An 18,958-nucleotide genomic window follows, 5' to 3' on the forward strand; every position below is an offset into this window, starting at 1 on the left:
TCGCTGACAGGTGCTGTCCGTCGTGGCAGAAGGCGGGGAATCGCAGCGGGAAGGACCACGCAGTGGCGCTGAATTTCCGGCAGACCGAGATCCTGGAACTGGCCCGGGCCGAGGGTCGCGTCATGGTCGAGGACCTGGCGCAGCGCTTCGACGTGACCTTGCAGACGATCCGCCGCGACCTGGCCGATCTGGCCGATGCGGGGCATCTGGACCGGGTGCATGGCGGGGCGATGCTGCGGACAGGCGTGGCCAACATCGGCTACGAGGCGCGGCGGCGGATGAACGAGGGCGCCAAGGCCGCCATCGCCAAGGCCTGCGCGGCGGCTATCCCGGACAATTGCAGCCTGATCCTGAACCTCGGCACCACGACCGAGGCGGTGGCGCGCGAGCTTCTGACGCATCGCAACATCACCGTCATCACCAACAACATGAACGTGGCGAACATCCTGGTCGCCAATCCGGGCTGCGAGATCGTGGTGGCCGGCGGCGCGCTGCGGCGGACGGACGGGGGCCTGGTGGGCGAGCTGACCACCCAGTTCTTCGAGCAGTTCAAGGTCGATTACGCGGTGATCGGCGCCTCGGCGCTGGACCGCGACGGCGACCTGCTGGACTTCGACCTGGCCGAGGTGCGGGTGTCGAAGGCGATCATCCGCCAGTCGCGCAAGGTGTTCCTGGTGGCCGACCATTCCAAGCTGGACCGCTCGGCTCCGGCGCGACTGGCCTCGCTGGCGGAAATCACCGCGCTATACACCGACCAGCCCCTGCCCGCAGAGCTCATGCGCAAATGCGCCGACTGGGGAACCGAGGTGCAGGTCACCGGCTAGGCCGCAAGGAGCGGCGCCATCTGGCGGGCAAAGCCGTCCGAGGCGACCCAGGTGCGCAGCCGGTCGAAGGCCTGCGAGGCGATCCGTTCGCGCAGCGGCGCGTCGCCCAGCAGGCGGCGCAGGACGTCGGACAGGTCCGACAGATCCCAGGCCAGGGGCACATAGGTCTCCCAGGGGACAAAGATGTCGGGGTTGGTCTCCACATGGCTCATGTCGGGTTTCAGCACCACCGCGCCCGAGATCACCGCCTCGAAATCGCGCCAGCAGACCTCGCCATAGCCGAAGGGGCTGAAGCAGATCTTGCTGTGGCGCAGTTCGGACAGGAACTGCGCGATATGCACGCCCATGCCGCGCACCACGGTCATCCCGGAAAGAGCGGCGGCGGCCGCATCGGCCTCGGCCCGCATGGCACTGTACCAGGGCGTGCCGTTCACGTCGAAGCGCGCATGCAGGTCGATGTCGCGCCCCCGGAACGAGGGCGGGCGTTGCAGGAGGGTGGGCAGGATCGTGGGCGCGGTGACGAAGGACGGGCCGACGACCAGCTTGTCGAGGAAGCCGGTCGGGATCGGGAAGCAGACCTCCGGCTCGGGCAGGTTCAGCCTGCGGGCATAGTGGTCCGTCAGGTTCGTGTCGCCCAGCGTCGGCCGGCCATAGGCGCCGCGGTCACGCAGCACATGCTTCTTGACGTAGAGATCCACCGTGCCATCCATGCGCGCGGCATTGCGCAGGTCGGTCGGCGCGAACCAGTCGAGACAAGCGATCCGGGCGCCCGGATGGTCGTCCCGCAGCCGGTCGAACAGGCGGGCAAGATCGGTGTCGGATACGTCGAAGGGGGTCTGAAAGGCGACCACGGTCGCGCCCCGCGCGGCGACCGGGCGACCGGCCAGCATGTCGCCCAGATCCGCCTCGCGGATTTCGGTCCCGTAGAGCCGCATGAAGTCGGGGGCGTAATGGTGGAACGGATAGATCTGGCTTTGCGGCAACCGCTCGGGCTGGGTCACCAGGAGCAGGCGCGACCGCGCATCGGGCGAAAAGGGCTGCGCCATGGCCTGCCGGCGGAACCGGTCGGCCCGGCGGCGGTCGAGGAACTTGCGGATTCGGATGAGCTGTGCCTCAAGCGCCAAGGACATCGGTCACCACCCTTTCGCCTTTCGGCGCCTTGCTCCGAAGCCGGTCCTCGAGCGCGATGAGCCGTCGGGCTTCGTCGGCAGTCATCGTCGTGACGAAATGGTCGTGCAGCCGGTAGATGTCGGCGGGTTTGCGGTGCAGCGGCTGTCGGGACAAGAGCTGACGCATCGCCCCGATCGGTCGGTCCGGTTGCGCCATTGCCGCCACGCGCAGGCCGTCCAGCAGGTTTGCCATCCGCGCCCAGCGCAGGCGCGGCAGGGGCGGGTTGCGGAACCCTTCGGCATAGGGAATGTCGGCGAAGGCCGGATAGGCCCGGGCGATGGCGTCGTCGTGCAGCCGCTGGTCGCGCGTGACCGCAAAGGGCAGCGAAAGGCCCAGTTCCACGAACTCGGGCGAAAGGAAGGGGCAGCCGACCCGCGCCGCGGGGCCGAGGATGCCGGTCGAGACGAAGGCGATCTCGCGCCGCGTCCGGTTCCAGAACCAGAAGGCCTGATATGGGTCGGGCGCGGCGTCGAAGGCGCGGATCGCCTCGGCGATGCGGGCGATGGCGGCCTCTTCGAGGTCGGGCGAATGGATCGCCCCGGCCCCGCCCGGATGACCGGGGCGGCTGATGACGCTGCCGTGGCCTGCGACGAGGCGACGGGCGATGCCGTCATAGTCGCCCTGGCGGGCACGGTCGAAGAAATCGGCCGCCGAATCGTCGGGATTGGTCAGGATGTCGCCGCCGATCCCGTCCAATGCCGCCACACCCGGAGTGCCGGAGAGGTAGTCGTGCATCGGCATCATCTGCGCATGTTCGTCGGCGCAGAACTGGGTCAGGAGCATCGCGCGCAGCGCATCGCGCAGCCGGCGGCGCGGATGGCCGAGCAGGCCGTGGCGCACGCCCCCCCGTTCCGTCAGCGCCCGCGCCGCCTGCACCTCGCGATCCAGGATCTGCCCCCCCTGATGAAAGGTTGCCGCCATGTCGGGCTTGCGGCCCTGGTGCAGCATTTCCAGAAGGATGTGGCGCGAATCCCGGCCGCCGGACAGCGGCAGGACGACCGGCCCGTCCCAGTCGGCCAGAAAGCGGCGGATGGCTGCGCGCGGCACCTCGATGAAGGCTTCGACCGCCTGCGACCGGCTCAACCCGGCCTCGCGCGGGATGGGCAGGTTGCCGGAAACGCTTGCCACCCCGTCGCGCCAGACCAGCCTGCCAGCGGGAGGCAGCACCTTGATGTGCCGGAAGGGCGTGTCCTCTCCCAGAAAGTGCCCGATGCGGTGAAAGACGGCCAGAGCAACGGGGTCCGGTTCGGCATCGGCCCCAAGCGCCAGGAGTTGCAGGATCGAGGCCGAGACGGCGATCTCGGACCCCTTGCTGTAATAGAACAGGCTGAAATAGCCCAGTGCATCGACCTCGGCGGTCAGGGTGCGGCCGTCCCAGTCCCAGCCGCCATGCAGGCCGAGCGCGGTATCCGGCGGCGTGGGTCGGTGGCCGAGCCGGGCCGTTGCAGCACCGGACAGCGCCACCCCGGCCGGCCCGTGGCGCAGATGCAGGACCGGGGCAAGGGCTGCGCAAGGCATGACGGCAACGCGGCGCACCTGCGCCTCGGCGTTCCCGGAGATGCGGCTGGACGGAGGCGAGCCGGTCAAGAGCCGTCCCGGGTGCCGAGATGATTCCTGATGGGTGAACGGATCCAGGCGGTTTGCAATGCACTTACTCCAATGACAGGCGCGACCCCGTTCCACGTCTGCCACGCAGGCGTTCCCGATGTCGGCTTCCGTTGAGAATTCCGGAAATGTCGCCCGATAACGCCTGTTGATCAAGCCTTTTGTGCGCAACCCTCGCGTGTCCGACACTCGGCCCTGACCGGCCCGCGGCGCGGGGTCGAGACCGTTTCGGCGCCCTGTCGGCGCCGGTGGCCGCACCCGGCCCGCGAATTCAGGACAGGCGCGCGACAAGGGGAAAGGCGTGCATGTCGGCAAAGGTGCAGAACTCGATGCCGCCCAGCACGATCTCGGGCTGGAGGGCGGCAAGCTCCTCGGCCAGCCTCGCCGAGAGATCGGCCATTGCGGCGGCCTCGGACGGCGTCAGCCAGCGCAGGAGATAGGCCAGCGTGATGTGGAAGCGGTAATCGGCGAAGTCGGGGCGGCGGATCCCGGTCACGGCGCGCAGGGTCTCGCGCGCGGTGCGGAGCGCGGTCTCGTCCGCCTCGGTCGCGCCGGTGACCTGCACGGTCGTTCCCGCGAAGATCCCGGTCGGTCGGATGGCGGTGGCCGAGGGCAGGTTCACCCCGGCAAGGCGGGGCAGGAAGTGGTCGGTGGCGGCCTCGACCGGCAGGGCGGGGTCGAGGCCCTCGGGCCAGCGCCCGCCGGTCCGGTCGCGGTCGGTCACGCCCTCGAAGACGGTCATGTGATAGGAGGAGGGCGGCAGGAAGGCATAGGCGCCGGCGGGGGCGGCGGCGCGGAGATGGGCGGCGGTGGCGGTCAGCGCCTCGTGCGCCGGGCCGGGCGGGATATGGCAGATGAAGGTATTGCCGGCATAGGGCATGACAGCGCCCTCGGGCGTGAACTTCTGCCCGACCGCGGCGGGCGCGGCGCCGCCCGTCGCAGTCCCGGTCAGCCAGGCGAGCGTCGCGGTCCGGTCTGTCGCCATGGTCATGCCGTCACCGCGACCGGGGTTTCGGCCGCCTGCGGCTCGATCCGCCGGCCGGTGTCGGCGTCGAAGAGATGCAGGGCGCCCAGGGGCACCGAGACGCCGATCGGGGCGCCTTCGGCCGGGCGGACCTTTTCGCTGCTGAGGACGGAAAGGGGCAGGTCCTCGACCATCAGGTGATAGAGGCGTTCGGCGCCCAGTTCCTCGACGAAATCCACCCGCGCGTCGATCTGGCCCTTGCCGGGCGCGGTCAGCGACAGGGTCTCGGGGCGCAGGCCCGCCTGGACCAGCCGCCCGGCCGCCGCCTGCGCCAGCGCGCGCGGCAGGGGCAGCGCCGCACCGGACTCGAGCATCAGCGCCTGGCGGCCGGCATCGACCCGGCCGGGCAGGAAGCTCATCGCCGGGCTGCCGATGAAGCCTGCGACGTAAAGGCTGGCCGGGCGGTCGTAGATCTCGTCCGGGGTGCCGACCTGTTCGATGGTGCCCTTGTTCATCACCACCAGCCGGTCGGCCAGCGTCATGCCCTCGTGCTGGTCGTGGGTGACGAAGATCGAGGTGGCCTTGATGCGGGTGTGGATGCGGCGGATCTCGTGCCGCATCTGGACCCGCAGCTTGGCATCGAGGTTGGAAAGCGGTTCGTCGAAGAGGAACACCTTCGGCTCGCGGATGATGGCGCGGGCCATGGCGACGCGCTGGCGCTGGCCGCCGGAGAGCTGCCCCGGACGGCGGTCGAGGAAATCGCCCAGCCCGACCGAGGCGGCGGTGGCCGCGATGCGGGCCTGACGTTCCGCCTTCGGCACGCCCGCGACCTTCAGCGCATAGCCGATGTTTTCCGCGACCGTCATGTGCGGATAGAGCGCGTAGTTCTGGAACACCATGGCGCAGCCGCGTTCGCGGGGTTCGAGGTCGTTCACCACCTGCCCGGCGATGGCGATCTCACCGGCGGTGATCTCTTCCAGCCCGGCGATCAGGCGCAGGAGCGTGGACTTGCCGCAGCCCGAGGGGCCGAGGATGACGACGAACTCGCCGTTGCGGATGGTCAGGTTGACCCCTTCCATGATCCTGGTCTTGCCATAGGTCTTGGCGACGTTGCGGATGGCGATCTCGGCCATGGGAGCCCCCTACTTGTCGGTGTTGATGAGGCCGCGCACGAACCAGCGCTGCATGAAGATGACGACGGCGATCGGCGGCAGCATGACGACAAGGGTCGCGGCCATGGCGAGGTGCCAGGTCGGCGTGCCGCCGCCGGTGGTCAGCTGGTCGGGCACGAGGTCGGACAACTGCACGACGACCATGCCGTAATTCGCCCGGTCGGTGATGACCAGGAGCGGCCAGAGATACTGGTTCCAGGCATAGACGAACATGATCGTCGCCAGCGCCGCGATGTTGGTCTTGGACAAGGGGATCAGCACGTCCCACAGGAAGCGCAAGGGGCCCGCGCCGTCCATCCGCGCGGCCTCGACCAGCTCGTCCGGGATGGTCAGGAAGAACTGGCGGTAGAGGAAGGTGCCGGTGGCGGTGGCGACAAGGGGCAGGATCAGGCCGGTGTAGCTGTTCAGGAGGTTCCATTCGAGGCTGACCTCGATGCCCGACAACGTGTTCAGAAGCCAGCTGATGCCGGTTGCGTCGAGGATGGTCTGGAAGGGTGACAGCGCGTTGGCGGCGACCGCGTAGGTCGGGACGATGCGGACCTCCAAGGGCAGCATCAGGGTGATGAAGATCGCCCAGAAGATCAGCATCCGGCCGCGGAAGTCGAAGAACACGAGCGCGAAGGCGGTGATGCAGGCCAGCGTGACCTTGCCCACCACCACGCCCACCGCGACGATGAAGGAGTTGACGAATTTCGGCCCGAAGTCCGATTGCGCCCAGGCTTCCTTGAGGTTCGGCCAGAACTGGTCGCCGGGCCAGAGCTCGACCGGGGCGGTGTTGACCTCCTGCAGGGTCAGGGTCGCGGCGACGATGGCCAGCCAGACCGGCACGAGGATGATCGCGAGGCCGAGGCCCAGGATCAGGTGCGTCATCAGGTTCAGGACGGGGGTGCGTTCGATCATGGGGCGCCCTCAGGTGTAATGCACGCGCCGCTCGATGTAGCGGAACTGGATGAAGGTCAGCGCCATGACGAGGCACATCAGGATGATCGACTGCGCGGCGGCGCCGGAATAGTCGAAGCCGCGGAAGCCGTCGGAATAGATCTTGTAGACCATCAGGTCCGTCGCCCGGAACGGCCCGCCCCCGGTCAGCGTGTCCACGATGCCGAAGCTGTCGGTGAAACTGTCGGTGATGTTGATGACCAGAAGGAAGAAGAAGGTCGGCGTCAGGAGCGGCAGTTGCAGGTCGATCATCCGGCGCAGGGGGCGCGCGCCGTCCATGGCGGCGGCCTCCGTCAGGCTGCGGGGAATCGCCTGAAGCGCGGCGAGGAAGAAGATGAAGCTGTAGGAGACCTGCTTCCACGCCCCGGCGATGACGATTGCGGTCACCGCCTGCCAGGGATGTTTCGACAGATCCCACCAGCCGGGCGAGATGGTGTTGATGTAGCTGAAGATGCCGGCGCCGGGGTTGAAGACGAACTGGAAGGCAAGGCCCACGGCGGGGGCGGCCACGGCATAGGGCCAGATGATGCCGATGCGCCAGACGCGGTAGCCGGCAAGCTGGCGGTCCACGAACAGCGCGAGCGTCAGCGCCATCCCCATGGCCAGAATGGTGGTGGCCAGCGCGTAGATCACCGAGACCCGGACCGAGCCCCAGTAATAGGGGTCCGACAGCACCTTGCGGAAATTGTCGAAGCCGACCCAGGTGTTGCCGCCGCCCCAGGGCTGTTCCAGCGTGAAGGCCCAGTAGAGCGCCTGCGCCGAGGGCCAGTAGAAGAAGGTGAAGATCACCAGAAGCTGCGGGGCCAGCAGAAGCGGCACGATCCAGCTGAACTTGAAATGGGCGCGGCGCATGGGGTCTCCGGCAGAAGGGAGGGGCGCGGCAGGAGGCCGCCGCGCCCGCGGGTCGCAAGGATCGAGGCGATTACGGGAAGGACTTGCCCGGATAGGTCGCGGCAAAGCGCTTCAGATGGTCGTTGCCGCGGGCAACGGCGGTGTCCAGCGCCTCCTTCATCGTCTTCTGGCCGGCCAGCGCGGCCTCGACCTCGGCCGTCCATTCGGCGCGGATCTGGATGAAGCTGCCGAGACGGATGCCGCGGGTCAGGGGCGTCGGTTCGGTCCAGGTCAGCGACTTCATGGCGATGTCGCGGTTGATGTAGGGTTCCTTGTCGTAGAAGCCTTCGGCCTTCAGCGCCTCGTAGGTGGACTTGGTCACCGGGATGTAGCCCGAGTTCTCCAGCAGGAACTGCTGTTCCGGCTTGGTGGCGATGAAGGCCAGATAGGCCGCCGCGCCCTTGTATTCCTCGTCGGTCTTGCCCGAGAGCACCCAGAGCGAGGCGCCACCGACGACGGTGTTCTTGCGCTCCACCCCTTCGTAGGTCGGGATGATCTGCACGTCCCAGGCGAAGGCGGGCTTCAGCTTGTGGACGGTGTTGTGGTCGGCGATGGACGAGAAGAACACCGCGCATTCGCCTTCGACAAAGCTGTCGCGCGAGGATTTGCCGGCCGCGGGCGTGCGCAGCTGGGCCAGGCCCTCGTCGAGCCAGCGCTTGATGTTTTCCATGTGCTGGACGTGCAGCGTGGTGTTGAACAGAAGCTCGCTGTCCAGGCCGTCATAGCCGTTGTTGTTCGAGGCCACCGGCACGCCATGGGCCATGGAGAACTGTTCCAGGTCGATCCAGGACGAGGGCGCATAGGCGTAGGGGCAGTCCACGCCCGCGGTCTTCAGCGCCTTGAAGGCGGCTTCCATGCCTTCCCAGGTGATCGGCGCCTCGGTCAGGCCGGCCTTGGCGAAGAGGTCCTTGTTCCAGTAGTAGACCGGGGTCGAGGAGTTCCAGGGCATCGAGAAGAACTCGCCCGACTTCGACGAATAGTAGTTGGCGATGCCGGGGAAATAGTCGGCCCAGTCGATGGTCACGCCGGTGTCGGCCATCAGCTTGGTGACCGGATAGAATTCGCCCGACATCATCAGGTCGGCGGTGCCGGCGTCGAAGGATTGCAGAAGCGTCGGGTGCTTGCCGGCGCGGAAGGCGGCAATGGTGTTCTGCACGGCCTTTTCATAGCCGTCCTGGCCGACGCAGACGGCCTCGTACTGGTCCTGGCTCGCGTTGAAGCGATTGCAGGTTTCCGCCACCACGGCGCCCAGGTCGCCGGTCAGGCCATACCAGTATTCGAATTTCGCACGCTCGGCCGAAGCGGTGCCGGCCGTGGCGGCGAGGGCCACAAGCGTGGCGGTCGCAAGCTTTTGGGTCATCGTCCCTGTCTCCGTTGTGGAAGGTTGGATCGCGGCGCCCTTATGCGGGGATTCGATGACGGATTGACGACAGACAGGCAAAAATACCTATACGAAACATAGTGTTAGGAAAAATCGCTCCATATCCTTGCCGGAACCGGCCGGCAGGGGCGGAAAGGCTTCGGTTTTGGCCGCCGGGTCCTAGTGGAACAGGCCCGGCGCCATGGTCAGGTGGCGTTCGCCGTGATCCTGGAAATGCACGGTGACGCCTTCGGGATGCAGCAGGACCACGGCCATCTGTGCCGGGCCCTCCAGCTGGCGCTGGCGGCCCGGCACGCCCGGCACATGCGGCGTGACGGAATAGTGCGAGCCTGCCAGCGTGGTCATCGGGATGCCCTTCCAGACCGCCGAAGTCGGCAGGTGGACATGGCCCGCGATGACCTGCCGCACCTCGGGGTGGCGGGTCAGCACCTGGACGTAGTCGGTAGCGTTTTCCAGGATGATCGCATCGACCGGCAGGAACAGCGGGTTCGCGTGGTGGTGCTGGACGATGATGACCGGGCGGTCTGCGGCCTCGTCCAGCCGGGCGGCGAGCCAGTCGAGCCGGCCCCGGCAAAGGCGCCCCCCGACCAGCCCCGGTTCGGTCGTGTCGAGCAGGACGATCCGGTGCCCGCCCGCATCGAAGGCGGTGGAGACGCGGCCCAGCGGGTCGTCGAGAGCCTCGCCGAAGACCGACAGGAAGGCCGCGCGGTCGTCGTGGTTGCCGAGGGTCAGGTAGACCGGCATCGGCAGGTCGGAGATCAGGTCGTGCAGGTGGCGGTAGGCCGCGACCTCGCCCCGGTCGGCGAGATCCCCCGCCAGAAGGACGAAGGCCGCGTCGGCATGGTCGCGCTGGATCGTGTCCAGCGCCTCGCGGGTGCGCGCGCCGGTGTCCAGCCCGTTCACCGGCACGCCGGGGGCAGAGAGGTGCAGGTCGGACAGGATGACGAATTTCAGCGGGTTCATTCCGCAAGCCCCATCGCCTTGAGATACTGCGCCGAGGGGATCACGCCCGCCTTGTCGCGCAGTTCCAGGATCATGCGCGGATTGGCCCCGGCGGCGCGGGCCTGGGCCAGCGCGGCGAAGACCGAGGGCCAGAGGATCGTGCCATGGCCGATCTGCCAGTGCCGGTCGGCGAAGCCGTCGGCGTCCTGCAGGTGGACATGGCCCAGACGACCGGCAGCGGCGCGGATGTAGAAGTCCACCGGCGGCGCCCCGGTCGAGATGTGGGCGTAATGCGCATGCCCGGTGTCCACCGACAGTTCCAGCGCCTGCCAGCCCAGCTCGGCGCAGAGCATGGCGCGGTCGGTGGGCTCCATGTCCTCGATGTTCTCCAGCACGAAGGTCACGCCCATGTCCTCGGCCCGCCTCAGCGCCCCGCCCAGCGTGTCGCGGGCGGCTTCCAGCATCCGGGCGGTGTCGGAGGGATAGAGACCGCGGTGGTTGTAGCCCCAGGTGGTGAAGGGCGAATGGATCACGACATGCGTGCCGTTCACCGCGGCGCAGACATCCAGCGCCTGCTCCATCCGGCGGGCGACGATGCGGCGCACCTCGGGGTCGTAGGAGGCGATGGTGAAGCCCCAGAACGGCCCATGGATGCCACGGCGGCCCTCGTGGCCGTCGAGCAGCCGGTTCACCTCGTCGGCCAGGCCGGACCAGTCGCCGTCGAGCACCGACACCTCGACGAAATGTTGCAGTTCGAGGTCGCGCGGGGCCTCGAGCAGCCAGTGGCGGTGGGCGGCGAGGCTGTCGCGGCAAAGTGCGGCGCCGAGGATCGGTCGTGAAGTCATGTCGGGAGATTCCTGCGTCTGTGACGCGGGGATGCTGCCGGGACGATGCGACAGGGACGTGCAATCCGGATGAAAGATTCGCGACAGGCTGACGCGCGCCGCCCGGCCCGAGGCGGGCTGGCAACCGCCGACAGGAAGCGATAGAGTCGCCGGACCGACCCTTCGCAGGATCGTCACGAAACGGGCCTAGGGGTGCCCAATGGCCAAAGACCGGCAGAACGAAATGAACCCAGAACCGGCCTTGCCGCCCGGCACGACGCCGGGCGTATCCCTTGTCGTGCCGATGAAGAACGAGGAAGGCGCGATCGGGGCCCTGGTCGAAGGAATCGCCGCGGCGATGGCGGACCGGTCCTGGGAGCTGATCCTGGTGGACGACGGATCGACCGACCGCACCCGGGAGATCTGCCTGAGCCTTGCTGCAGCCGACGCACGGATCCGGGTGCTGGGCCATCCCGTCTCGGCCGGGCAGTCGGCCGCGCTGCATTCCGGGGTGCTGGCGGCGCGCGCGCCCATCGTCGCCACGCTGGACGGCGACGGCCAGAACCCGCCGGAGAACCTGCCCCGCCTGATCGCGCCGCTGGTCGGCCCCGGCGCCGACCCGGCCTGCGGCCTGGTCGCGGGACAGCGGGTCGGGCGCAAGGACACCTGGTCCAAGCGCCTTGCCTCGCGCGCGGCCAATGCCATCCGCTCGGCCGTGCTGCGCGACGGGACGCGCGACACAGGCTGCGGGCTGAAGGCCTTTCGCCGCGATGCCTTCCTGGCCCTGCCCTATTTCGACCACATGCACCGTTACCTGCCGGCGCTGTTCGCGCGCGACGGCTGGCAGGTCGCGCATGTGGACGTGACCCATGCCCCGCGCCAGAGCGGCCGGTCGAAATACGGCAACCTGGACCGGGCGCTGGTCGGGATCGTCGATCTTTTCGGCGTTGCCTGGCTGATCCGCCGTCGCAAGCGGGCGCGGGCGCAGATGCTGACCACTGAGACCAGATCCGAACCCGCCCCTGCCGAGGCACGGCCGGTTCCTGTTGCGGGAGATAAAGTCAATGCGTGAAACACTCTGGGCCTGGCTGCATGTGCAGAGCTGGCAGGAATTCACCTGGGTGATGATCGGGCTGACCGGCCAGCTTCTGTTCACCGCGCGCTTCCTGGTGCAGTGGATCGCGTCCGAGCGCGAGAAGCGGTCGGTGATCCCGCTGGCCTTCTGGTACTTCTCGACGGCGGGGGGGCTGGTGCTTCTGTCCTATGCGCTCTGGCGGCGCGACCCGGTGTTCATCCTGGGCCAGTCGATGGGGTTGTTCATCTATCTCCGCAATCTGTGGCTGATCCATGCCGAGCACCCCGACCGCGCGGCCAATGCCGGCAACTGACCGCGCGGGTCAGGTCTTCGCGGGTGGCGCCTTCTTCCTTGCGCTCGGCCTGATCGGTTTCCGGATCGCCCTTGCCCTTCTGGACCTGACCGAGCTTTCGACCGACGAGGCGCAATACTGGTTCTGGGGCCAGACGCTGGAATTCGGCGCCTATTCCAAGCCGCCGCTGATCGGCTGGATCCTGCGGGCTGCAACCGAGCTTCTCGGCCAGAGCGTCTGGGCCGTGCGACTGCCTGCCGTGCTGTTTCACGCCGCGACGGCGGGCGTGATCTTCCTTGCCGCCCGCCGAATGGCTCCGCGCCCGGTGGCCGAACTGGCGGCGCTGCTGTACCTCGTCGCACCGGCGGTGACGCTGGGGTCGGCGGTGATGACCACCGACACGCCGATGCTCCTGGCGGCGGCGGTGGCGCTCTGGGCACAGCTGCGCGCCGGAGAGGCGCGGCTGGCCGGAGGCCGCGACCGCGCGGCGGCCGTCATCCTGGGCCTTGCGCTGGGGCTGGGGATCCTGGCCAAGCATGCGATGCTGTTCTGGCTGGCCGGCGGCCTGGCCGCCGCCGTCCTGTCGCCCGGGCTGCGCCCGGGGCGGTCCGACGCGGCGCTCGCGCTGGCGGTGATGCTGGTCGTCGTCGCGCCACATGTAGTCTGGCTGCGGCAGCACGGTTTCATCACGCTGCACCATGTCGAGGACATCACCGCCGGCGGCGGGCTGTCGCTGCTACGCCCGCTGCGCTTTCTGGCCGAGCAGTTCCTGGTCGCCGGGCCGATCCTGTTCCCGGCGATGATCCTGGGGCTGGTGGCGGGGGGAGCGCCGGCGGGGGTGGCGGCGCTGGCGCTGGTGCCGCTGGTCATCGTGGTGGGGCAGGCCGCCAAGGGCCCGGCCCTTGCCAACTGGGCGGTTCTGTATCTGGTGCCCGGAGCGATCCTGGGGGCGCTGTGGCTGGTGCGGCACCGTGCGCTGGCCCGGCTGGCGCTGGGGCTGGGGCTGCTGGTTGCGCTGGCCCTGCCCATGATGAAGGCCTTCGGAACCGGGGTGCAGCGGCCCGACGGACGCCCGGTCCTGTCGCGCTATCTGGGCCACGGCGAGATCGCCACCTGGGCGCTGGAAACGGCGCGGGAGGCCGGCGCACAGGCCCTGGTCTCACAGGACCGCGACCTCCTGGCCGATCTGTCCTGGTTCGGCGCGACGGGAGGACTGGCGATCCGCGCCGTCCCGCCAAAGGGCCTGCCCGCACATCACTGGGAGATGACCGCCCCCTACGACCCCGCCCGGGACGGCTGTGCGGTGCTGCTTCTGCGCGCAGGCGCCGCGCTGCCCGTCGCCGAGGCCGCCGAGATCGCCCGTCTGGTCGCCCCACCCGGCTTTGCCGGAGGACAGGAGCTGGTGCTTTACCGCCTGCCCGGCCCGGCCTGCCCAGCCGCCCTGCAGTCACCGGAGCCCTGACATGAGCTACCAGCGCCTCGTGATCGCCTATCTGCTGGTCTTCATCCTGGCGCAGGCCGTCTTCGCCGCCTTTCCCGGCATCGACCTTGCGGTGTCGCGCCTGTTCGCGGTCGAAGGCGGCGGGTTCACCTGGGCCACGGGGCCGGGTCGGACGATCAACCTGACACTCCGCCGGCTGGGCGAGATCGTCACGCTGATCCTGATCCTGGCCTATCTGGCCGGCCTGTTCCTCAGCCGGTTCAGAGGGGACGACCTTCGGCTTGTGGCCTATCCGGTCCTCAGCGTGGCGCTGGCAAGCGGCGTCATCGCCAACCTGCTGCTGAAACATCATGTCGGCCGCGCCCGCCCGGACACCCTGGCCGAGTTCGGCGGCACCGCAGACTTCTCCCCGGCCTGGCAGGTGGTGCAGGAATGCGTGCGCAACTGTTCCTTCACGTCGGGAGAGGTGGCGCTGGCCGCCGGGCTGGCCCTGCCGATCCTGGCGATCCTCTGGCCGCATCTGACGCGCCGGGGAGCGCGTCTGCTGGCCATCGGAGCGGCGGTCGGCTACATCGCGCTGGTCTCGCTGCTGCGCATCGGACTGGGCCGGCATTTTCTCAGCGATGCGGTGTTTTCGGTGCTGTTCGGCGCCGGCGCGGCGCTGGCGCTTTACCCCGTCCTGCGCATAGATGCCGCCCGGCGCCATCTGCCCCAGTGGGTCGAGCGCCGGTCCCGGCCGCAATCGGGCGAACGGAGAGGCGTGCATTGACGACTCTTTCCGCGCCGCATCCCGTCACCGGCACGCGCGCCGCCTGGCACTGGCTGGCGCTGGCGCTCTTCGCGCTTCTGGCCTTCCTGCCAGCGCAGTCGGCCCTGCCGGTCACCGACCGCGACGAGGCGCGTTTCGTTCAGGCCAGCCGGCAGATGGTGGAAAGCCGCGACTTCGTGGACATCCGCTTTCAGGACGAGCCCCGGCACAAGAAGCCGGTCGGAATCTACTGGCTGCAAAGCGCCGCCGTCCTGGCGGCGGGCGGCGGGCCGGATGCACCGCTCTGGGTCTACCGGCTGCCCTCGCTTGCCGGGGCGGTGCTGTCGGTGCTGCTGGTGGCGGTGGCGGGGGCGCCGCTGTTCGGGCGGAGACCGGCATTGCTGGCGGCGGCGCTTTTCGCGGGAACCCTGGTGATCGGCGGCGAGGCGCGGATCGCCAAGACCGATGCGGCGCTTCTGGCGACGACCCTGGCCGCGCAGGCGGTGCTGGCGCGGCTCTATCTGCGCGAAACGGTCGGACGGCCGGCGGTCTGGGGCTTCTGGCTGGCGATCGCGGCCGGACTGCTGATCAAGGGGCCGATCGGGCCGATGGTGCCGGGGCTGACGGCACTGGCACTGGTGGCGCTGGACCGGCGGGCGGGCTGGCTGCGCCCGCTGGCCGCACCGCTGCCGATCGCCGCCGCGCTGGCGCTGGTCCTGCCCTGGGTCCTGGCGATCACGCTGCGCACGGAGGGGGCCTTCTGGACCGGATCGGTCGGCGCCGACCTTCTGCCGAAGATCGCCGCGGGACAGGAGGGGAAGGGCGCCCCGCCGGGAACCTATCTGCTGGCTCTGCCCGTGACCTTCTGGCCGGCGCTGCCGCTCTTGATCCTGGCGCTGCCGGCGATCTGGCGGGCACGGCGAGCGCCGGCGACGCGGTTCTGCCTGGCCTGGGCGATCCCGGTCTGGCTGGTCTACGAGGCGGTGCCGACCAAGCTGATCCACTACACGCTGCCCGCCCTGCCCGCGCTGGCCCTTCTTGCCGTGGGGCACCTGCCGGCGACGGCAAGCGCGGTCCCGCGCCTCTTGCGGGGGCTGGCGGTGCTGGCCTTCCTGCCCGGTCTTGCCCTAGGCGGTTTCGTCCTGAACTACAGCGCAAATGCAGGCGACCGGGCCGCAGCGGCGCTGGTGCTGGCCGGACTTGCGGGGGCGGTCATCGCGGGTGGCCTGGCGATCCGCTTCTGGCGACGGTCCCAGCCCGTGGGCCTTGTCGCGGCACTGGCGGCGGCAGGGGTGATCCTGCATGGGGCGCTGATCTCGGCCGCGGCGCGGATGCCGCAGCTCTGGCCGACCGAGGCGGCAATGGCACTGGCCGGCGAGGTCGCCGCCGGGCAGGGTTGCGACCGGCCACGGCTGACCGGATGGGGCTATCAGGAACCCTCGCTGGTCTGGCGCGGGGGACGCGATACCCGGCTGCTGCCGGCCTCGGCCCCGGTGCAAGAGGCGATCCGCCCCGGCGCCTGCCAGGTTGTCATCCACCTGCGCGACGCTTCGCCCGATCTTGACGCAGAGACCCCGGGATGTCAGCTGACCGGAACGGTCGAGGGATTGGCCATCGGGGCGGGCAAGTGGGTGACGCTGGACATTCTGGATTGCCGGGGGACACCGTGAAACACGCCGGATCGGGGGAGGAGCTGCTGACTCAGGTCCGGCCAGAGGAGGCGACTTCGGCCGCACCGGCACCCGTTCCAAACCTGGCTGCGGGGCAGAGCCGGCTGTCGCTGGCCATCAGCCTGGCCTGTGCCCTGTTCCTGGTGGCGGTGGCCGTCGACCCCGTGGTGCGCGACTACGCCCGCTCGCTGGACCCGACCCTGGTCGGTGCCCTGCGCCTTGCGACCGAGTTCGGCAACTCGGCCTGGCCATTGGGTATCGGGCTGCTCCTTCTGGCCTGCATCGCCCTGGCGCGACGCAGGATCCCGGACGATCCGTCCGGGTCCCTCGCGCAGTTGCGCTCGACGTTGATGTTCATGATCGCCTCGGTCGCGGTCAGCGGCATCCTGGCCAATCTGGCGAAGAACGTCATCGGCCGCGCCCGCCCCTCTGCCATGCCCGATATCGGCGTGCTGGAGTTTTCCCCCCTGGCGCTGATGCCGAGCTGGGCCGCGTTCCCGTCGGGACATGCCACGACCGCAACCGCCTGCGCCGTGGCGCTGGCGCTGTCCTGCCCGCGCTACGCCTGGGCCTGGCTTTCGGTTGGCGGCATCGCCGCGCTGTCGCGGCCTTTCCTGGCCGTGCACTGGATGAGCGATGCGCTGGCCGGGATGGTCCTGGGCACCGTGATCACGTTGGCCATCCGCAAGGCGATGCTGGCCCGCGGGCACCGTTTCGGAGTCGAGCCGGGCGCATTGGCCCAAAGCCTTGCCGCCGCCCTGGCCGAGATCGGCGGACTGGCCGGCAAGGGCCTTGGCCTGGGACAGTCCGCGCTGAGGGCGTTTCGGCGCAAGGCGTTCCCCGGCCGGACCGAGGACTGAGCCGTCGCAGGCCACGACCCGACCCTTTTGGACCGGCGTCAGATCACTGTCCTGGGAAAACTGGTGGAGCAGAGGGGGATCGAACCCCTGACCTTATCATTGCGAACGATACGCTCTCCCAACTGAGCTACTGCCCCATCCGCAGAGCGCTATTCAGCGCAAATCCCGGGGAGTGTCAAGCCGCGTCGGCGCCGGATCAGCGTGCATGCTGACGGACGAAGGCCACGATGTCCGCAGCAGGACGCGCCCCGGCCAGCCGCGCGACCTCGCGTCCGTTCCGGTAGAGGATCAGAGCGGGGATGCCGCGGATGCCGGCACGCGCCGAGATCTCCTGGTGCTGATCGGTGTTCAGCTTCCCCAGCCGCGCCTCTTGCGCCAGCACCTTCGCAGCCTTGGCGAATTCCGGGGCCATCGCCCGGCACGGGCCGCACCAGGGCGCCCAGTAATCGACGAGAACCGGAAGGCTGTCGCCCCGCGTCATCTTGTCATGGGTGGCAGCGTCCAGTTCGGCGACCTCGCCATTTACGAGGACGGCCCCGCAGACCCCGCATTTGGGCGCATCGCCCAATCGGGACGCGGGCACACGATTCGCCTGGCCACAGGCGGTGCAGGTCAGTTTCAGGGCATCGGCTACAGGCATGGCAGACCTCACAGCTAGTCAGCTTTGAAGATGTGTTCGCTACAGAGGTTGCGCAAGGGGGCAGGCATGAGGCGTCAGAGAAAATCCTCTTCCTCGCCCGCGACGTCGATGCCGAGCGCGTCGAGGCCGGCTTCCAGGTTCTCGGCCAGATGCGGCATGCCCATCAGGTAATCGGCCGTGGGGGTCGTGGCCTCGGCAACCGCGGTGGCCACGGCCTCGTCAAAGTCCTCGGGTTCGAAGGCGCCCCGACCGACCCAGGCGACCGCGGTCAGTTGCGCCTTTTCATCATCGTTCAGCGCATCGATGAACGCATGCAGCTCGGCGTCACCGACGCCGGCCTCGCGCGCCAGGTAGATGACATGCACGACCTTCTGCGGGCTGATTTCCAGCATGGCGGGCCTCCCTTTCCGGGACCATGGTCGCGCATGCCGCGCCCCGGCGCAAGCGATGCGTCAAGGGATAGCTGCCCCAATCGCCCAGACTGTCAATCCATGCGCCAGAGCCCCGGCAAGCGTCGCCAGCACGACCGAACGGCCTGCGGCATAGGCAGCGAGCACTGCCAGCGTGCCCACCGCGACCGGCGCGAACGCGCGCATCTCGGGCGACAGCGTCGGCAGGATCGCCGCGACGAACAGCGTGGCGATGGCGGCGGGTCCGGTGGCCGACAGGAACCGCTCCAGCCAGCCGCTGGCGGCCATGCGGTCGCTGCGCAGGATCACCGGCAGGGCGCGGAAGGCCCAGTTCGCGGCCCCGGCCATCAGGGCGACGGTCAGCAGCTCCCAGTTCATCGGCGCACCAGCCCGGCCAGCGCCCCGGCCAGCATCCCCATCAGGATGCCGCTGGTCGCGCTGATGGCCAGCGTCGCCGCCACCGTCACCAGGCCTGCCACCGCGATGACGGGCAACTGGCGACGGCTGAGGATCGACAGGAGCAGAGCGAGGAACAGGGCCGGCAACATGAAGCCGAGGCCGGCACTGAGCGCGGGCCAGCCGTCCAGCGCGCCGCCCCCGGCCAGCGCCCCGACGACCGTGCCACCGACCCAGGCCGCATAGGCCCCGATCCCGAGGCCCGACATCCAGGCCTCGGAGAACCGCTGCCCGCGGGCCAGCGCGCCCAGCGCCTGGCCGAAGACCTCGTCGGTCAGGCCGAAGGCCCAGGCCCAGGCATGGCGGGTCGAGGCGCCCTCCCCGGCCTCGCGCATCAGGGCGGGGCCGTAAAGCACATGGCGCAGGTTCATCGCGATCAGGGTGAAGGCCGTGACCAGGACCGGCGCCGCGCTGGACAGGAGCGCAAGCGCCAGGAACTGCGAGGCCCCGGCATAGATCAGCAGCGACAGGGCAAAGGCCTCGGTCGCGGTAAACCCGGCACGGGTCGCGGCCACGCCGAAAGAGAAGGCGATCGGAAAGTAGCCCAGGACGATGGGCAGGCTTGCGGCCAGTCCGGCAAGGAAGGTGGGCTTGGTCGCGGTCATCACCGGGCAGGGCTAGCGCGGGCGGGGGGCTTTGGTCAATGGCCGGTTC

At 69.2% G+C, this 18,958-nt stretch carries 20 protein-coding genes and 1 tRNA gene; 7 read left to right on the forward strand and 14 right to left on the reverse strand.

Features of this window, described 5'->3' with window-relative positions; genetic code table 11:
• Positions 1–62 precede the first annotated feature (62 nt).
• Positions 63–824 (forward strand): DeoR/GlpR family DNA-binding transcription regulator, encoded by a 762-nt coding sequence (locus FL625_RS10505; RefSeq protein ID WP_149588628.1) that lies wholly within the window; start codon positions 63–65, stop codon positions 822–824.
• Here the strand turns inward: FL625_RS10505 and FL625_RS18245 are convergent.
• The 9 genes from FL625_RS18245 to FL625_RS10550 all read right to left on the reverse strand — a co-directional run bounded on the left by FL625_RS18245 (position 821) and on the right by FL625_RS10550 (position 10,733).
• A complete protein-coding gene (locus FL625_RS18245) occupies positions 821–1,954 on the reverse strand; it encodes a glycosyltransferase (RefSeq protein ID WP_200833927.1) in 1,134 nt (377 codons plus the stop codon). The two genes, FL625_RS10505 and FL625_RS18245, sit on opposite strands and share 4 nt — an antisense overlap.
• On the reverse strand, positions 1,938–3,581 hold the full coding sequence (locus FL625_RS10515; protein ID WP_149588629.1) for an asparagine synthetase B family protein: 1,644 nt from the start codon (positions 3,579–3,581) through the stop codon (positions 1,938–1,940). The genes FL625_RS18245 and FL625_RS10515 overlap by 17 nt, the downstream gene beginning before the upstream one ends.
• Positions 3,582–3,870: 289 nt before the next feature.
• Entirely contained in the window at positions 3,871–4,590 is a 720-nt protein-coding gene (locus FL625_RS10520; RefSeq protein WP_149588630.1) for a DUF1868 domain-containing protein, read from the reverse strand.
• Positions 4,587–5,696 carry an ABC transporter ATP-binding protein gene (locus tag FL625_RS10525; protein WP_149588631.1) on the reverse strand — a complete coding sequence of 370 codons (1,110 nt, stop codon included), beginning with the start codon at positions 5,694–5,696 and terminating at the stop codon, positions 4,587–4,589. The genes FL625_RS10520 and FL625_RS10525 overlap by 4 nt, the downstream gene beginning before the upstream one ends.
• 9 nt (positions 5,697–5,705) lie before the next feature.
• On the reverse strand, positions 5,706–6,635 hold the full coding sequence (locus FL625_RS10530; RefSeq protein ID WP_149588632.1) for an ABC transporter permease subunit: 930 nt from the start codon (positions 6,633–6,635) through the stop codon (positions 5,706–5,708).
• Between the two features lie 9 nt (positions 6,636–6,644).
• Complete coding sequence (locus tag FL625_RS10535) at positions 6,645–7,526, reverse strand: ABC transporter permease subunit (RefSeq protein WP_149588633.1); 882 nt, start codon at positions 7,524–7,526, stop codon at positions 6,645–6,647.
• Positions 7,527–7,596: 70 nt separating this feature from the next.
• On the reverse strand, positions 7,597–8,925 hold the full coding sequence (locus FL625_RS10540; RefSeq protein WP_149588634.1) for an extracellular solute-binding protein: 1,329 nt from the start codon (positions 8,923–8,925) through the stop codon (positions 7,597–7,599).
• Between the two features lie 180 nt (positions 8,926–9,105).
• The gene (locus FL625_RS10545; protein WP_149588635.1) at positions 9,106–9,909 is read right to left on the reverse strand and encodes a metallophosphoesterase; all 804 of its coding nucleotides are present in this window, start codon (positions 9,907–9,909) and stop codon (positions 9,106–9,108) included.
• Complete coding sequence (locus tag FL625_RS10550) at positions 9,906–10,733, reverse strand: sugar phosphate isomerase/epimerase family protein (protein WP_149588636.1); 828 nt, start codon at positions 10,731–10,733, stop codon at positions 9,906–9,908. Before FL625_RS10550 ends, FL625_RS10545 begins: the two co-directional genes overlap by 4 nt.
• Before the next feature lie 223 nt (positions 10,734–10,956).
• On the opposite strand from FL625_RS10550, the gene FL625_RS10555 reads away from it, so the two are divergent.
• Genes FL625_RS10555 through FL625_RS10580 form a run of 6 tightly spaced genes read left to right on the forward strand, consistent with a single transcriptional unit; the run spans position 10,957 to position 16,798 of the window.
• Entirely contained in the window at positions 10,957–11,784 is an 828-nt protein-coding gene (locus FL625_RS10555; RefSeq protein ID WP_149588637.1) for a glycosyltransferase family 2 protein, read from the forward strand.
• Complete coding sequence (locus FL625_RS10560; protein ID WP_149588638.1) at positions 11,777–12,100, forward strand: lipid-A-disaccharide synthase N-terminal domain-containing protein; 324 nt, start codon at positions 11,777–11,779, stop codon at positions 12,098–12,100. Before FL625_RS10555 ends, FL625_RS10560 begins: the two co-directional genes overlap by 8 nt.
• A complete protein-coding gene (locus FL625_RS10565) occupies positions 12,087–13,541 on the forward strand; it encodes a glycosyltransferase family 39 protein (RefSeq protein WP_160147767.1) in 1,455 nt (484 codons plus the stop codon). The genes FL625_RS10560 and FL625_RS10565 overlap by 14 nt, the downstream gene beginning before the upstream one ends.
• A 1-nt stretch (position 13,542) precedes the next feature.
• Complete coding sequence (locus FL625_RS10570) at positions 13,543–14,289, forward strand: phosphatase PAP2 family protein (protein WP_149588640.1); 747 nt, start codon at positions 13,543–13,545, stop codon at positions 14,287–14,289.
• Complete coding sequence (locus FL625_RS10575; RefSeq protein ID WP_149588641.1) at positions 14,286–15,938, forward strand: ArnT family glycosyltransferase; 1,653 nt, start codon at positions 14,286–14,288, stop codon at positions 15,936–15,938. Before FL625_RS10570 ends, FL625_RS10575 begins: the two co-directional genes overlap by 4 nt.
• On the forward strand, positions 15,935–16,798 hold the full coding sequence (locus FL625_RS10580) for a phosphatase PAP2 family protein (protein ID WP_160147768.1): 864 nt from the start codon (positions 15,935–15,937) through the stop codon (positions 16,796–16,798). Before FL625_RS10575 ends, FL625_RS10580 begins: the two co-directional genes overlap by 4 nt.
• Before the next feature lie 61 nt (positions 16,799–16,859).
• Here FL625_RS10580 and FL625_RS10585 read toward each other — a convergent pair.
• The 5 genes from FL625_RS10585 to FL625_RS10605 all read right to left on the reverse strand — a co-directional run bounded on the left by FL625_RS10585 (position 16,860) and on the right by FL625_RS10605 (position 18,909).
• A tRNA-Ala gene (locus tag FL625_RS10585) sits at positions 16,860–16,935 on the reverse strand.
• Between the two features lie 59 nt (positions 16,936–16,994).
• Entirely contained in the window at positions 16,995–17,438 is a 444-nt protein-coding gene (gene trxC, locus FL625_RS10590) for a thioredoxin TrxC (protein ID WP_149588643.1), read from the reverse strand.
• Between the two features lie 74 nt (positions 17,439–17,512).
• The gene (locus tag FL625_RS10595; RefSeq protein ID WP_149588644.1) at positions 17,513–17,830 is read right to left on the reverse strand and encodes a DUF3775 domain-containing protein; all 318 of its coding nucleotides are present in this window, start codon (positions 17,828–17,830) and stop codon (positions 17,513–17,515) included.
• A gap of 60 nt (positions 17,831–17,890) precedes the next feature.
• A complete protein-coding gene (locus FL625_RS10600; protein ID WP_149588645.1) occupies positions 17,891–18,226 on the reverse strand; it encodes an AzlD domain-containing protein in 336 nt (111 codons plus the stop codon).
• The gene (locus FL625_RS10605) at positions 18,223–18,909 is read right to left on the reverse strand and encodes an AzlC family ABC transporter permease (RefSeq protein ID WP_149588646.1); all 687 of its coding nucleotides are present in this window, start codon (positions 18,907–18,909) and stop codon (positions 18,223–18,225) included. Before FL625_RS10605 ends, FL625_RS10600 begins: the two co-directional genes overlap by 4 nt.
• Positions 18,910–18,958 lie beyond the last annotated feature (49 nt).

Source organism: Tabrizicola flagellatus (assembly GCF_008271465.1).
In the GTDB taxonomy this organism is placed as follows: Bacteria; Pseudomonadota; Alphaproteobacteria; order Rhodobacterales; family Rhodobacteraceae; genus Tabrizicola; species Tabrizicola flagellata.